The sequence below is a fragment of the Pseudomonas sp. NPDC087358 genome (assembly GCF_044900785.1).
Classification (GTDB): domain Bacteria; phylum Pseudomonadota; class Gammaproteobacteria; order Pseudomonadales; family Pseudomonadaceae; genus Aquipseudomonas.
The window spans coordinates 154,996-168,840 of record NZ_JBJDOA010000009.1 but is presented as its reverse complement, the minus strand read 5'-3'; the positions used below and the strand labels follow the sequence as shown (position 1 = coordinate 168,840).

Here is a 13,845-nt window from a genome sequence, read left to right as displayed (position 1 = left end):
GTACCCGGATTTCGTCTGCCCGCGGACTGTAGGAGCCGGCAGACAGACACAAAAAAGCCGCTCATCCCGAAGGACAAGCGGCTTTGAGGAAAACCCGGCGGGTGACTCAGTAAGCCAGGCCGAAATGCTCTTCGTTCATGTCCATCAGGTTACCTGCGCCCGACAGCATGGCCGCAACGTGAGTACGGGTACGCGGCAGGATGCGCTGGAAGTAGAAGCGCGCCGTCTGCAGCTTGGCGGTGTAGAAAGCTTCTTCGGAGGTGCCGGCAGCCAGTTTCTCGGCGGCAACACGTGCCATGTCAGCCCAGAAGTAGGCCAGGCACACGTAGCCTGAGAACATCAGGTAGTCCACGGAAGCGGCACCGACTTCTTCGCGATCCTTCATGGCGGCCATACCGACCTTCATGGTCAGCTCGCCCCACTCTTTGTTCAGTGCAGCCAGCGGCGTCACGAACTCGTTGACCACTTCATTGCCTTCCTGCGCCTGGCAGAACTTGTGCACGATTCTGGTGAAGCCCTTGAGCGCTTCGCCCTGAGTCATCAGCACTTTACGACCCAGCAGATCAAGTGCCTGAACGCCGGTGGTGCCTTCGTACAGCATCGAGATGCGGCTGTCGCGAACGTTCTGCTCCATGCCCCACTCGGCGATGAAGCCGTGGCCGCCATAGATTTGCACGCCGTGGTTGGCGGATTCGAAACCGACTTCGGTCATGAATGCCTTGGCAATCGGAGTCATGAATGCCAGCAGGCCATCCGCTTGCTTCTTGGCTTCGGCGTCGTCGCTGTATTTGACGATATCGACCTGCTTGGCGGTGAAGTACACCATCGCGCGAGTACCCTCGGCGAAGGCCTTCATAGTCAGCAGCATGCGACGCACGTCCGGGTGAACGATGATCGGGTCAGCGGCTTTTTCAGGCGCCTTGGGGCCCGTCAGCGAACGCATCTGCAGACGTTCGCGAGCGTATTTGAGGCCACCCTGGAAGCCGATTTCGGCATGCGCCAGACCTTGCAGTGCGGTACCCAGGCGCGCAGTGTTCATGAAAGTGAACATGCAGTTCAGGCCCTTGTTCGGCGGGCCGATCAGAAAGCCCGTGGCGCCGTCGAAGTTCATCACGCAAGTGGCGTTGCCATGAATGCCCATCTTGTGTTCGAGCGAGCCGCAGGTCACAGCGTTGCGCTCGCCGACGCTGCCATCGGCGGCCGGCATGAACTTGGGCACGATGAACAGCGAAATGCCTTTGGTGCCCGCAGGCGCATCGGGCAGGCGCGCCAGGACGATGTGGACGATGTTGTCGGCCATGTCGTGTTCGCCGGCGGAGATGAAAATCTTGGTGCCGGAGACTTTGTAAGAACCGTCGGCCTGAGGCTCGGCCTTGGTGCGCAGCATGCCAAGATCGGTACCACAATGAGGCTCGGTCAGGCACATGGTGCCGGTCCACTCACCGGAAACCAGCTTGGTCAGGTAAGCCTCTTGCTGCTCAGGGGTGCCGTGCTCGGAGATGGTGTTCATCGCGCCATGAGACAGGCCCGGGTACATGCCCCACGACCAGTTGGCCTCGCCCACCATTTCGCTGACAGCCAGACCCAGCGACTCAGGCAGACCCTGACCACCGTGGGCGACGTCATGCGCCAGGCTTGGCCAGCCGCCTTCGACGAACTGCTTGTAGGCTTCCTTGAAACCGGTCGGCGTCTTAACCCCAGACTCGCTCCAGGTGCAGCCTTCGGTATCGCCCACGCGATTCAGCGGTGCCAGTACCTGCTCACAAAACTTGGCGCCTTCCTCGAGAATGGCGTCAACCATGTCAGGCGTGGCGTCCTGGCATGCTGGCAAACTCTGATAGTGCGCTTCGTAGCCGAGCAGCTCGTCACGAACGAAGCGAATATCACGCAAGGGGGCCTTGTAGTCAGGCATAGCGATAAACCTCTGCTGATGAATCCTGGAATTGGATGACCGTTCGGTCACTGCGGGGACTGGCCCCTTCCACCGACACCTGTGGTCTGTCCGGCGGTCAAACAGGTGTTTGAAACATACGTTTACGCCCAATCCTTGTCAAGGGTGCGTCGTCAACCTTTCATCGTCACGGCGCTGAACGACACGCAGCACGAAGCCCGAAGCTCACGGAACGCGAAGAAAGGTTTACCGGGAGTTTAGTCGAGCAGATGCGTGCAGCAGCCCTCAGAAGGCCGCGATTCGGTCTGCTGATGGGGCGTTATTCAGAGAGGGGCGAAACCAGTTAGCGATGTGCGCCGAAGCGCACGGGAGAGGGAGTCAGGCGAAGGTGTCGATCAGCGTGCCGAGCGCTTCGTCGCTGGCTTTTTCGACCCTGGCGCCAGCATGAACCTGAATCCGGCCTTGGGTCAGTTCGACTACGTTGGTGGCCAGGTCCGAACTCTGCGGGCGATCCACGGAACGCAGGCGCTCAAGCTGGAAATCCGAAGACTGGCTACGGCCGGAAACTTCCGTGGCCGGGCTGGCCAGCTGAGTAGCGGCTTGATCGACACGGTCCATCCCCACCTGCATTGCACTCAGGCCCGGGTACAGCGTGTTGTTCAGGGAGATTTGCATGACCGTGATCCTCTGTTCATAAAACGAACAGAGCGATTAAACCAGTAAACCGGGTCAAACACTCGTCAAATAGACTAATGGCATTGCGCCGTGTGATAGACCTCACAACTTGAAGCCATGTCTACCTGTTGGTGTGAGCTTGCTCGCGATTGCGCCGCACCGGTCGACATCACCATGTCTGAAGTAACGAATCGCGAGCAAGCTCACTCCTACAGGTACGGCGAGACAGAGGCGTCTGAAATCCCATCGCCCTGTCATTAATCCAGCAACTCAAGATGCAGATGCTCGGCGACCAACTCAGGCGAAGATTTCTTCATGAAGGGCACCCGCCCCAGGCAAGGCGCAGGCAGTCTTTCAGCGAGCGTGGCCAGATTCTCTTCGAGCCGCGAAGTCTTCGGATCGATGATATTGGCCACCCAACCGGCCAGTTGCAGACCGTCGTTGGCAATGGCTTCGGCCGATAGCAGCGCATGGCTGATGCAGCCCAATCGTACGCCCACCACCAGGATCACCGGCAAGCCAAGGGCGATGGCCAGATCAGAGAGGTTCGCCTGATCGGCCAACGGCACGCGCCAGCCGCCAGCGCCTTCAATCAGGGTGAAGTCCGCATTTTTGTCGAGGATATGCCGCATCGGACCCAGCAGTGATTGCACGGTCAGCGCCACGCCAGCCTCGCGGGCCGCCAGGTGCGGAGCGATGGCCGGCTCGAACGCCACCGGATTGACCTCGTTGTAGGTCAGCGTAATAGAGCACTCGGCTCGCAGCGCTACGGCATCGGGGTTGCGCAAACCCTTGGGGCGCACGTCACAGCCCGAGGCCACGGGTTTGCCCGCAGCCGTGCTCATTCCGGACTGTCGCGCCGCATATAAAATCCCGGTGGCAACAGTAGTCTTGCCAACATCGGTATCGGTTCCCGCGATGAAATACGCAGCACTCATCTTGGCGACCATCCGTTCAGATATTTCAAACTGTTGCTTACTCACTATAGCGCCTGCAGGAACACCGCTCATCCGATTGGTCATTTTCTAAACAACTGCAGGCTTTTCAAGCACTGCGTAAACCACCTGATAGGTCGCCGGCAGGCCGTCTGGTTGTCGAAATCCCTCATAGGCTTCGATCAGCGCTTGAATCCGCGCCCTGCCGGTCAACCCGCCAGGGCGGCCTGGGTTGATATTGTGCGCACCCAACGCCTTGAGCTCATGGGTCAGGCTGCGCACATCGGGGTAATGCAACACATGCGCCTGTACGTCCAGACTGCGCACCCGCAGCCCACTGGCCGCGCAGAGGCGCTGATAGTCGTCAAACTCGCGGAACCGGTTGACGTGAACCATACCGTCCACCGCCTGCCAGCTCTCACGCAGCTCATACAAAGTGCCCACGCAGAGGCTGGCAAACGCGAATGTGCCCCCAGGCCGCAAGATCCGGTTGGCTTCGGCCAGCACCGCAGCGAAATCCGAACACCATTGCACGGCGAGACTGGAAAACATCAGATCGACGCTGGCACCGCGTAGTGGCAGGTTCTCGGCGTCACCGGCCACGTAATGTTGCGCACCACCCAACGGACGCGCATGGCGCAGCATGCCTTCGGCGATATCCAGGGCGACCCCTTCACTGTGGGCAAAGTGCTGGGCCATTGCTCGACTGAAATGGCCGGTGCCACTGCCCAGGTCGAGCCACCGCGCGGGCGGATTTTCCGGCAGGCGGGCCATCAATTGCGCCCCGACCGCGCGCTGCAGATCCGCGACGCTGTCGTAACTGGCAGCCGCTCTGGAAAACGATGCAGCGACCTGACGTTTGTCCGGCAGCCGGCCCTGGGTTGTCGCCTGTTGCTGTTTCACGGCCTTCAACACCGCACAATGGGAAAGATCAGTCATCACCGGACTCATGTAGAAACGCCTGGACCGCTGCGGCCACGCCGTGGGGGTTTTCCAGAATGAAGGCATGGCTGGCCTTCTCGATCACGCCGACTTCGATGTCAGGCAACAATGCGAGCAGATCGGCCGAGGCCTCTGCCGGCACCAAGGCGTCCAGACCGCCAAACAGATGCAGTTGCGGACCTCGATAAGCCTGCAACGCGGCGCGGGTGTCCATCTGCTCGAGCAGCTTGAGGCCTTCGATCAGGCCGTTACTGGTGCCATGGGGCGCGCCGGCCTTGAGTTGTCGCGACAAGGCACGGGGTTCCTCGGCACCCTGCACACACAGCAGGCTGAAGCGCTTGAGCGTCACGTCCTGATCGGCCTTGCAGCCGGCAATGAAGGCATCGAAGTCAGTTTGCGCCATCGCATTGGGCCACTGGCTGCGGGCGACAAAGCACACATTGCTGGCAAAGGTCGCCAGACCACAGCAGCGCTCGCCCCTGCGTGCGGCCAACTCTGCGGCCAACATGCCGCCGAGCGACCAGCCACCGAGCCAGACATTGTCTGGCAAGGTCGAATCCAGCTCGTCGAGCCAGTCGTCGAGGTCATCGTTGTCCATGTCCGGCAACGGTTCGATCTCGACCCGCAGATGTTCGTCCAGCCCGCGCAATGCCGCCGCCAACGGTTCCAGCGGCGAAACCCCCAGCCCCCAGCCCGGTAGCAGGATCAACCGATCACGCATGTTGTGGCTCCCCCGATTCACTCGTGCCGTTCACGCCAACGCCCTCGGCGAGCAGCGGATAGCACTGCTCCAGTGCTTCCAACAATAGCTGCACCTGAGCCTGACTGTGAGCGGCGGACAGGGTGACGCGCAAACGCGCGCTGCCTGCCGGAACCGTTGGCGGACGAATAGCGGTCACCATCAAGCCGCGCTCACGCAGCATCTGCGACAGCCGCAAGGCGCGGCCGCTGTCTCCAATGAGAATCGGCTGGATCGGCGTGAAGCTGTCCATCAGCTCAAGACCGATGGCCTGGGCGCCGGCGCGGAACTGCTTGATCAGCGCCGCCAGATGCTCGCGCCGCCAATGTTCCGAGCGCAGCAATTGCAGGCTTTTCAGGGTCGCGCAGGCCAATGCTGGCGGCTGGCTGGTGGTGTAGATGTAGGGGCGGGCGAACTGGATCAGGGTCTCGATCAGTTCCTCGCTCCCGGCCACGAAGGCACCCGCCGTGCCGAAGGACTTGCCCAGGGTGCCGATCAGCACAGGCACGTCGTCGATTCCCAGGCCGAAATGCTCGACGATGCCAGCACCATTGGCGCCAAGCGGACCAAAACCGTGGGCGTCATCGACCATCAGCCAGGCATTTTTCGCCTTGGCTGTTTTTGCCAGCGCTGGCAGGTCGGCAATGTCGCCGTCCATGCTGAACACGCCGTCAGTGACCACCAGGGTATCGCCCACCGCCTTCTCCAAACGAGCGTTCAGGCTGTCGGCATCGTTGTGCAGGTAGCGGGAGAAACGCGCGCCGCTGAGCAGGCCGGCATCGAGCAGGGAGGCGTGATTGAGCCGGTCTTCCAGCACCGTATCGCCCTGCCCCACCAGTGCCGTGACCGCCCCGAGGTTGGCCATGTAGCCGTTGGAGAACAACAAGGCACGCGGGCGACCGGTAAGGTCTGCCAGTGCTTCTTCCAGCTCGTGGTGCGGGGTGCTGTGGCCGATGACCAGATGCGACGCCCCGCCACCGACTCCCCAGCGTTCTGCGCCAGCTTTCCAGGCAGCGACAACCTCGGGATGATTGGCCAGGCCCATGTAGTCGTTGTTGCAGAACGCCAGCAGCGGTTTGCCATCGACCACCACTTCAGGGCCTTGCGGACTCTCCAGCAAAGGACGATGACGGTACAGATGCTCGGCACGACGGGCAGCAAGCCGTGCGCTCAGATCGAAAGACATGCAGGCCTCGTGGCGAATGCATTACGCATTTCTCTGTAGGAGTGAGCTTGCTCGCGATTGCAGCGGGTCAGTCGATAGTCATGTCGATTGATAGACCGCTTCGCGAGCAAACTCACGCCTACAGTTGCCGTGCGTGCCGCATATTGGATGTTAGCCAGGGTGATGACAGCGAATTCAGACAGCCGCGTCGTAAAACAGCTCGCTGCTCTTTTGTTCCACCAGCGCCTGCTCGATGGCGGCCTGATGCACTTCATCGGAATGCTCTTCACGGGCCTCCGGGGCAATGCCCAGGCGCGAGAACAGCAGCATGTCCTTGTCGGCCTGCGGATTGGCAGTGGTCAGCAGTTTGTCGCCGTAGAAAATCGAGTTGGCGCCGGCAAAGAACGCCAGGGCCTGCATCTGATCATTCATCGCCTCGCGACCTGCCGAGAGGCGTACATGGGATTGCGGCATCAGGATGCGCGCCACGGCCAGCATGCGGATGAAATCGAACGGATCGACGTCTTCGGCGTTTTCCAGCGGCGTGCCGGCGACCTTGACCAGCATGTTGATCGGCACCGACTCGGGATGCTCTGGCAAGTTGGCTAGCTGGATCAGCAGATTGGCGCGATCGTCCAGCGACTCGCCCATGCCCAGAATGCCGCCGGAGCAGATCTTCATCCCCGAATCACGCACGTAGGCCAGGGTTTGCAGGCGCTCGCTATAGGTCCGGGTGGTGATGATGCTGGTGTAGAAATCCGGTGAGGTGTCGAGGTTGTGGTTGTAGTAATCCAGACCCGCCTGGGCCAGCGCCTGTGTCTGATCCTGATCCAGCTTGCCCAACGTCATGCAGGTTTCCAGGCCCAGGGCCTTCACGCCTTTGACCATCTCCAGCACGTACGGCATGTCCTTGGCCGAAGGATGCTTCCAGGCGGCGCCCATGCAGAAACGGGTGGAGCCGATGGCCTTGGCCCGCGCAGCCTCTTCCAGCACTTGCTGGACCTGCATCAGCTTTTCTTTCTCAAGCCCGGTGTTGTAGTGACCGGACTGTGGGCAGTACTTGCAGTCTTCAGGGCAGGCGCCGGTCTTGATCGACAACAAGGTGGAGACCTGCACACGGTTGGCGTCGAAATGAGCGCGATGCACGGTTTGCGCCTGAAACAGCAGGTCATTGAAGGGCTGTGTGAACAGCGCCTTTACCTCGGCTAGATTCCAGTCGTGACGCAAAGTGGCATTGATGCTGGCGCTCATGGGCGGCTCCTTGATGTTTTTGGCGATACCCGGGCGGTTCTGCTCGTTCGGCAGACCCTGAAAGTCCACAGGCGCAACACGGATGTTCGGCATATTTAAGGAAGAGACATGCGCTGTCAACCAAACAACGGACATCAGGTTTACATCTGGTTAAAAAACGTACAAACCTGTTTGCTGTGCGACGAGCAGACTGGCTCGATCAGTTCGATCTGCGCCGCCTGCGAGAGCGACCTTCCCTGGCTGATCGACCAGTGCGACCACTGCGCCCTGCCCTTGCCGCTGTCAGGCATGACCTGCGCGCAGTGCATTCGCCAACCGCCGGCATTCAGTCAGGTCATCGTGCCGTGGCTTTACGACTTTCCCATCGACGCATTGGTCACACGCTTCAAGCATCAGGCCAAGTGGCCGCTGGGGCGCTTGCTCGGCGAAATGCTGGGACAGACCTTGCAGCATCGTTTCGACGAAGGCCTTGAGCGGCCGGATCTTTTGCTGCCGGTGCCGCTGGCCAGAAAAAGACTGCGCCAGCGCGGTTACAACCAGGCGGCGATGCTCGCGCACTGGCTCGGCGACGCCCTGCGACTGCCGGTGGACGAACGCCTGATCAAACGCATCAAAGAGACACCGGCGCAGCAGGGGCTGGACGCCAAGGCACGAAAGCGCAACCTGCGCGACGCGTTCGCCTTGCCCACCCCCGCCCGCGTGTTCGGTCAACACATCGCCCTGATCGATGACGTACTGACCACCGGCGCCACGGCCCACGCCCTCGCACGCCTGTTGATTCAGGCGGGGGCAAGGCAGGTGGATGTGTATTGTCTGGCGCGCACGGCCAGACCTGGGGATTGATTCGGTCACCTGGGCGCTCGACAACCGGGCAAAACCACCTGTAGCCGTGCGCCGCGCAGGCGATAGCGCTATCACAGACGCCACCGCCGGCAAGCCGTGCTGCCACAGCGGGATCGTGTTGAGGACATCGAAACTGGCTTACACTCGCCCCTCATTCCAACAAACACATCCCGCCATCATGTCGCTACCCACCTCACTCACCCAACACATGGTCCGTCGCCCGCATCGCATTGCGCTGTTGCAGCACATTGCCGAGCAGGGCTCGATCACGCGCGCGGCAAAAAGCGCCGGGCTCAGTTACAAGGCGGCGTGGGACGCCATCGATGAACTGAACAATCTGGCGCACAAACCACTGGTGGAGCGCAGCGTCGGCGGCCGCGGCGGTGGAGGGGCCAGGTTGTCGGAGGAAGGTGAGCGTGTCCTGCGCCTCTATCAACGCTTGCAGGCACTTCAGGCGCAACTGCTGGAGACTGCCGAAGAATCCAGCGACCTGGCACTGCTCAGCCGTTTGATGCTGCGCACCAGCGCACGCAATCAACTGCACGGCCAGGTCACCAGTATTACGCCGTTCGGTCGCAACGACCTGATCGGGCTGAAGCTGGCGGGGGGACTGATGATCAATGCGCAAATCACCCACGACAGCACCCTGCGTCTGGAGCTTGAAGCGGGCACCGACGTGTTTGCCTTGATCAAGGCCAGCTGGCTGGAGCTGTTGTCACCCGAGCACACGGTAACAACTGGACACAATTGCCTAGCGGGGAAAATCGACGAGATTCTTGACGGCGAAGAGGGGCCCAGCGAGGTCAGAATCGCGCTCCCGAGCGGTCAGACGCTGTGCGCAATGTCCGAGCCTGACCAGCTGAAAGCGCTGAACGCAAAGGTCGGGAACGATATCAACGTGCAGTTCGCCCCCTCCAACGTGCTGATCGGCACGCCGCTTTAACGCCCTCCCGCACACCGCTTTGCCGCGGGCAGCCGTCATTGCACGGACACAATATTGTCATCCGGGCTGAATAAGGTTTTCGCCAAAACCGCAGGAAGCCCGTGATGAAATCCCTAGAAGAAAATCAGTCCACCGACCTCGAGACCATGGTGGGACTCACCCGCCGTGGCTTCATCAGCGCCGGCGCCCTGTGCGGCGCCGCGATGTTTCTGGGCGGCAATCTGCTCAGTCGCAGCGTCATGGCCGCCAGCGTGAGCGCCGGTAACAGCACGCTGCTGGGCTTTGCCAGCATCCCCGCCGCCACCGCCGACAGCATCAGCCTGCCATCCGGTTATACAGCCTCGGTGCTGATCAGTTGGGGCCAGCCGCTGCAGGCGAGCGGGCCTGCCTTTGACCCAAGCGGCAAGGGCACGGCCAGGGCGCAGGAGCTGCAGTTTGGCGACAACAACGATGGCATGAGCCTGTTCACCTTCCCCGGCGACAACGCCAACAACGCCAGCCGTGCGTTGATGGCAATCAACAACGAGTACACCAATTACCGCTATCTGTTCGATCACGGCAAAGACCCGCAATCAGCCGAGGACGTGCACAAGGCCCAGGCCAGTGAGGGTGTGTCGGTGATCGAGATCAAGCGCGAAGGCGCTCGGTGGACGTTCGTGCAGGGCTCGAAATACAACCGCCGCATCCATGGCAATACGCCGATTCGGCTGAGCGGCCCGGCGGCAGGTCACGAGTGGCTCAAAACCGCCGCCGACACAACCGGCAGGAACGTGCTTGGCACCTTTCAGAACTGTGCCAACGGCAAGACGCCCTGGGGCACGTACCTAACCTGCGAAGAGAACTTCACCGACTGCTTCGGCAGCAGCGATCCTGCGCAGACATTCGACCCAGCCACCAAGCGCTACGGCGTTGTCGCGGCCAGCAAGGAAGTGAACTGGCACCTGCACGACCCTCGCTTCGACATCGCCAAGCATCCCAATGAATTCAATCGGCACGGCTGGGTGGTGGAAATCGACCCGTTCGATCCGCAATCCACACCGGTCAAACGCACCGCGCTGGGCCGCTTCAAGCACGAAAACGCGGCCCTGACCGAAACCCGCGACGGGCGCGTCGTGGTGTACATGGGCGACGATGAGCGAGGTGAGTTCATCTACAAATTCATCAGCCGCGACAAGATCGATCACAAGAGTGCGAAGGCCAATCGCGACATTCTCGATCACGGCACGCTCTATGTAGCGCAGTTCGACAACGGCGACAGCCACCCGGATCACCCCAAGGGCCAGGGCAGATGGATCGAGCTGACCCATGGACAGAACGGTATCGATGCCACGAACGGTTTTGCCAACCAGGCTCAAGTGCTGATTCATGCGCGTCTGGCGGCAAGCCAGGTCAAGGCAACGCGAATGGACCGGCCGGAATGGATAGTGGTTAGCCCAACTGACGGTCAGGTCTATTGCACGTTGACCAACAACGCCAGGCGCGGCGAAGACGGTCAGCCGGTGGGCGGGCCCAACCCTCGGGCGAAAAACCAGTACGGGCAGATTCTGCGCTGGCAGGAAACCGGCTCGGACGCGGCCTCCATGACCTTTGACTGGGATCTGTTCGTCATCGCGGGCAACCCCGGCGTCCATGCCGGCACACCGCAAGGCGGCTCAAGCAATATCACTGCTCAAAACATGTTCAACAGTCCCGACGGACTGGGATTCGACAAGGCTGGACGACTGTGGATTCTCACCGATGGTGATTCCAGCAACGCCGGGGATTTCGCTGGCATGGGCAACAACCAGATGCTCTGCGCCGACCCCGCCAACGGTGAGATCCGCCGGTTCATGGTCGGCCCGGTGGGCTGCGAGGTGACCGGGATCAGCTTCGCGCCGGACCAGAAGGCGCTGTTCGTCGGGATTCAGCATCCGGGCGAGAACGGCGGCTCGACTTTTCCCGAACATTTGCCCAACGGCAAACCGAGGTCTTCGGTGATGGTGATCACCCGCGAGGATGGTGGGGTGATCGGGGCCTGAGGTGGCCGCGTTGATCCATTCGCCAGCGCATCCCCTGTAGCAGTCCGGCTGGCCGGCCGTGGCGTACTTGAAACCGGTACCTGCGGCCAGCCGGCCTGCTACAGGGAATGCATCGCGGCACCAAACCTCCACGGTTTTAATCCATACACCTCATTCACCCTGCGCTGCGTTACCATGACGGGCCCGACGCGGCAGCCTGCTGCGCGCAGGAGTAAGCATGGCCCACCCGTTCGCAACACTCACACCGGACCTGGTGCTGGACGCCGTTGAAAGCATCGGTTTCGTCAGCGACGCGCGCATTCTGGCGCTCAACAGCTACGAGAATCGCGTCTATCAGGTCGGCATCGATGAAGGTCAGCCACTGATTGCCAAGTTCTACCGACCCAATCGCTGGACCACTGAAGCCATCCTTGAAGAACACAGTTTCACCGCCGAGCTTGCCGAGGTGGAAATTCCCGTGGTCGCGCCGCTTATACACAACGGCCAGACCCTGTTCGAACACGCGGGCTTTCGCTTTACGCTGTTTCCTCGTCGCGGCGGCCGGGCGCCGGAGCCGGGCAATCTGGATCAGCTCTACCGCCTCGGTCAGTTGCTTGGGCGTATTCATGCGGTGGGCGCCACTCGCCCGTTCGAGCACCGCGAAGCGCTGGGTGTGAAGAACTTCGGCCACGACTCGCTCAACTATCTGCTGGAAAACAACGTCATTCCGCGCAGCCTGCTACCGGCTTACGAGTCAGTCGCCAAGGATCTGCTCAAGCGCGTGGAAGATGTCTACGCCGCCACGCCGCATCAGAACATCCGCATGCACGGTGATTGCCACCCCGGCAACATGATGACCCGCGACGAAATCTTCCATATCGTCGACCTCGACGACTGTCGCATGGGGCCCGCCGTGCAGGACATCTGGATGATGCTCGCCGGCGATCGTCAGGATTGCCTGAGTCAGCTGTCGGAACTGATGGACGGCTACAACCAGTTTCATGACTTCGACCCGCGCGAACTGGCGCTGATCGAGCCTCTGCGGGCCCTGCGCCTGCTGCACTACAGCGCCTGGCTGGCACGCCGCTGGGACGACCCTGCATTTCCACACAGTTTTTCCTGGTTCGGCACCGAACGCTATTGGGGCGATCAGGTATTGGCGCTACGCGAGCAACTGTCGGCGCTGAATGAGGAGCCATTGAAACTGTTTTGAAACCTACGAGGGCTCTGCCCGCAGGGCGTGAGGGCTTGGCTTGCCGGCGATCAATCGGGTACCGGTCGTAAACCCTAGGCCTGGGTAATCCCGAGACACGGCATTTGCCGGGGTTGTGACCGGTGCCCGGTCAATCGTCAGCAAGCTGGACTCCCACGCCCTCCGGGCAGAAGCCGGTCGCATGGCAACCGAAGATCCGCACCACCTACAAAAAAACTGTCCAAGGACCCTCCATGCAAGCTGCCAACCCGCGTCGCGGGTACATTCTGGGCCTGAGTGCCTACATCATCTGGGGATTGTTTCCGATCTACTTCAAGCTGCTTGCCGCAGTCCCCGCCGTGGAAATCATCGTCAACCGCGCCATCTGGTCAGCCATTTTCGGCTCTGTCCTGTTGCTGCTATGGAAGCACCCCGGCTGGTGGCGAGAGCTGCGCGACAATCCCCGCCGCCTGGCCATTCTCGCCAGCAGCGGCGCGCTGATCGCCATCAACTGGCTGATCTACGTCTGGGCGGTCAACCACAACCACATGGTCGAAGCCAGCCTCGGCTACTTCATCAATCCGCTGATCAACGTCATGCTGGGTCTGGTATTGCTGCGTGAAAGGCTGCGGCCTTTGCAGTGGGCTGCCGTGCTGCTGGCGCTGGTAGGCGTTGCGCAACAGGTCTGGCAGGTCGGCAGTCTGCCGTGGATTTCCCTGGCACTGGCCTTCAGCTTCGGTTTTTACGGGCTGATCCGCAAACAGGCGCCCATCGCCGCACTCCCGGGTCTGGTGGTCGAGACCTGGATCCTGGTGCCGCTGGCGATCGGCTGGTTGATTTTCAACCCGACAGCCCACAGCGCTCAGCCGGAATTCTGGACCACCTCCGAGGCGATCTGGCTGGCCGCTACCGGTCCGGTCACCCTGGTGCCGCTGCTGTGCTTCAACGCAGCCGCTCGCCATCTGCCCTATGCCACGCTGGGCTTTTTGCAATACATCGCACCCACGATCGTGCTGTCGCTGGCCGTACTCATGTTTGGTGAGCACATGCCCTCGGCGACGGTGGTGACCTTCGCTTTCATCTGGGCAGGACTGGTTATCTACAGCGCCGATGCTTGGTGGGCGATACGCCGCCGCGCCAAACGCTGATCAATAAACGACCAACTCGTTGCAGGCCACGGACGGTATGGCCTGCGCGGGTCTTTGCTCAGGTTATCCACAGGCAGGTTCAGGGAAAAACTGGATAACTGCCTGCAAACTGCGCCCTTGCACC

At 61.2% G+C, this 13,845-nt stretch carries 12 protein-coding genes; 5 read left to right on the top strand and 7 right to left on the bottom strand.

Features of this window, described 5'->3' with window-relative positions:
• Positions 1 to 106: 106 nt before the first annotated feature.
• The 7 genes from ACI2KS_RS20950 to bioB form a co-directional block, all read right to left on the bottom strand.
• Positions 107 to 1,912 carry a phenylacyl-CoA dehydrogenase gene (locus ACI2KS_RS20950; protein WP_404622912.1) on the bottom strand — a complete coding sequence of 602 codons (1,806 nt, stop codon included), beginning with the start codon at positions 1,910 to 1,912 and terminating at the stop codon, positions 107 to 109.
• A gap of 357 nt (positions 1,913 to 2,269) precedes the next feature.
• Positions 2,270 to 2,566, bottom strand: coding sequence for a pyrroloquinoline quinone biosynthesis protein PqqE (locus ACI2KS_RS20945; RefSeq protein ID WP_404622911.1), 297 nt, complete (start codon positions 2,564 to 2,566; stop codon positions 2,270 to 2,272).
• Positions 2,567 to 2,823: 257 nt separating this feature from the next.
• A complete protein-coding gene (bioD, locus tag ACI2KS_RS20940; RefSeq protein WP_404622910.1) occupies positions 2,824 to 3,504 on the bottom strand; it encodes a dethiobiotin synthase in 681 nt (226 codons plus the stop codon).
• Between the two features lie 87 nt (positions 3,505 to 3,591).
• Positions 3,592 to 4,440, bottom strand: coding sequence for a malonyl-ACP O-methyltransferase BioC (bioC, locus tag ACI2KS_RS20935; RefSeq protein ID WP_404622909.1), 849 nt, complete (start codon positions 4,438 to 4,440; stop codon positions 3,592 to 3,594).
• Complete coding sequence (locus ACI2KS_RS20930; protein WP_404622908.1) at positions 4,433 to 5,164, bottom strand: alpha/beta fold hydrolase; 732 nt, start codon at positions 5,162 to 5,164, stop codon at positions 4,433 to 4,435. Before ACI2KS_RS20930 ends, bioC begins: the two co-directional genes overlap by 8 nt.
• Positions 5,157 to 6,368 carry an 8-amino-7-oxononanoate synthase gene (gene bioF, locus ACI2KS_RS20925; protein ID WP_404622907.1) on the bottom strand — a complete coding sequence of 404 codons (1,212 nt, stop codon included), beginning with the start codon at positions 6,366 to 6,368 and terminating at the stop codon, positions 5,157 to 5,159. Before bioF ends, ACI2KS_RS20930 begins: the two co-directional genes overlap by 8 nt.
• 174 nt (positions 6,369 to 6,542) lie before the next feature.
• Positions 6,543 to 7,598, bottom strand: coding sequence for a biotin synthase BioB (gene bioB, locus ACI2KS_RS20920; protein WP_404622906.1), 1,056 nt, complete (start codon positions 7,596 to 7,598; stop codon positions 6,543 to 6,545).
• 108 nt (positions 7,599 to 7,706) lie between these two features.
• Here bioB and ACI2KS_RS20915 point away from each other — a divergent pair, with 108 nt between their 5' ends.
• The 5 genes from ACI2KS_RS20915 to rarD all read left to right on the top strand — a co-directional run bounded on the left by ACI2KS_RS20915 (position 7,707) and on the right by rarD (position 13,721).
• Entirely contained in the window at positions 7,707 to 8,441 is a 735-nt protein-coding gene (locus tag ACI2KS_RS20915) for a ComF family protein (protein ID WP_404622905.1), read from the top strand.
• Between the two features lie 178 nt (positions 8,442 to 8,619).
• Positions 8,620 to 9,384, top strand: coding sequence for a TOBE domain-containing protein (locus ACI2KS_RS20910; RefSeq protein WP_404622904.1), 765 nt, complete (start codon positions 8,620 to 8,622; stop codon positions 9,382 to 9,384).
• Between the two features lie 104 nt (positions 9,385 to 9,488).
• Entirely contained in the window at positions 9,489 to 11,402 is a 1,914-nt protein-coding gene (locus ACI2KS_RS20905; RefSeq protein ID WP_404622903.1) for a PhoX family protein, read from the top strand.
• A gap of 217 nt (positions 11,403 to 11,619) precedes the next feature.
• Positions 11,620 to 12,594, top strand: a complete 975-nt coding sequence (locus ACI2KS_RS20900) for a serine/threonine protein kinase (RefSeq protein ID WP_404622901.1) — start codon at positions 11,620 to 11,622, stop codon at positions 12,592 to 12,594.
• 233 nt (positions 12,595 to 12,827) lie between these two features.
• Positions 12,828 to 13,721, top strand: coding sequence for an EamA family transporter RarD (gene rarD / locus ACI2KS_RS20895; RefSeq protein ID WP_404622900.1), 894 nt, complete (start codon positions 12,828 to 12,830; stop codon positions 13,719 to 13,721).
• The last annotated feature ends 124 nt before the right edge of the window (positions 13,722 to 13,845 follow it).

Coding starts and splice junctions, on each gene's coding strand:
- ACI2KS_RS20900 (WP_404622901.1), top strand. CDS start 11,620: ATGGCCCACCCGTTCGCAACACTCACACCGGACCTGGTGCTGGACGCC.
- ACI2KS_RS20945 (WP_404622911.1), bottom strand. CDS start 2,566: ATGCAAATCTCCCTGAACAACACGCTGTACCCGGGCCTGAGTGCAATG.
- bioD (WP_404622910.1), bottom strand. CDS start 3,504: ATGAGTGCTGCGTATTTCATCGCGGGAACCGATACCGATGTTGGCAAG.
- ACI2KS_RS20950 (WP_404622912.1), bottom strand. CDS start 1,912: ATGCCTGACTACAAGGCCCCCTTGCGTGATATTCGCTTCGTTCGTGAC.
- ACI2KS_RS20905 (WP_404622903.1), top strand. CDS start 9,489: ATGAAATCCCTAGAAGAAAATCAGTCCACCGACCTCGAGACCATGGTG.
- rarD (WP_404622900.1), top strand. CDS start 12,828: ATGCAAGCTGCCAACCCGCGTCGCGGGTACATTCTGGGCCTGAGTGCC.
- bioC (WP_404622909.1), bottom strand. CDS start 4,440: ATGACTGATCTTTCCCATTGTGCGGTGTTGAAGGCCGTGAAACAGCAA.
- ACI2KS_RS20930 (WP_404622908.1), bottom strand. CDS start 5,164: ATGCGTGATCGGTTGATCCTGCTACCGGGCTGGGGGCTGGGGGTTTCG.
- ACI2KS_RS20915 (WP_404622905.1), top strand. CDS start 7,707: ATGCGCTGTCAACCAAACAACGGACATCAGGTTTACATCTGGTTAAAA.
- ACI2KS_RS20910 (WP_404622904.1), top strand. CDS start 8,620: ATGTCGCTACCCACCTCACTCACCCAACACATGGTCCGTCGCCCGCAT.
- bioF (WP_404622907.1), bottom strand. CDS start 6,368: ATGTCTTTCGATCTGAGCGCACGGCTTGCTGCCCGTCGTGCCGAGCAT.
- bioB (WP_404622906.1), bottom strand. CDS start 7,598: ATGAGCGCCAGCATCAATGCCACTTTGCGTCACGACTGGAATCTAGCC.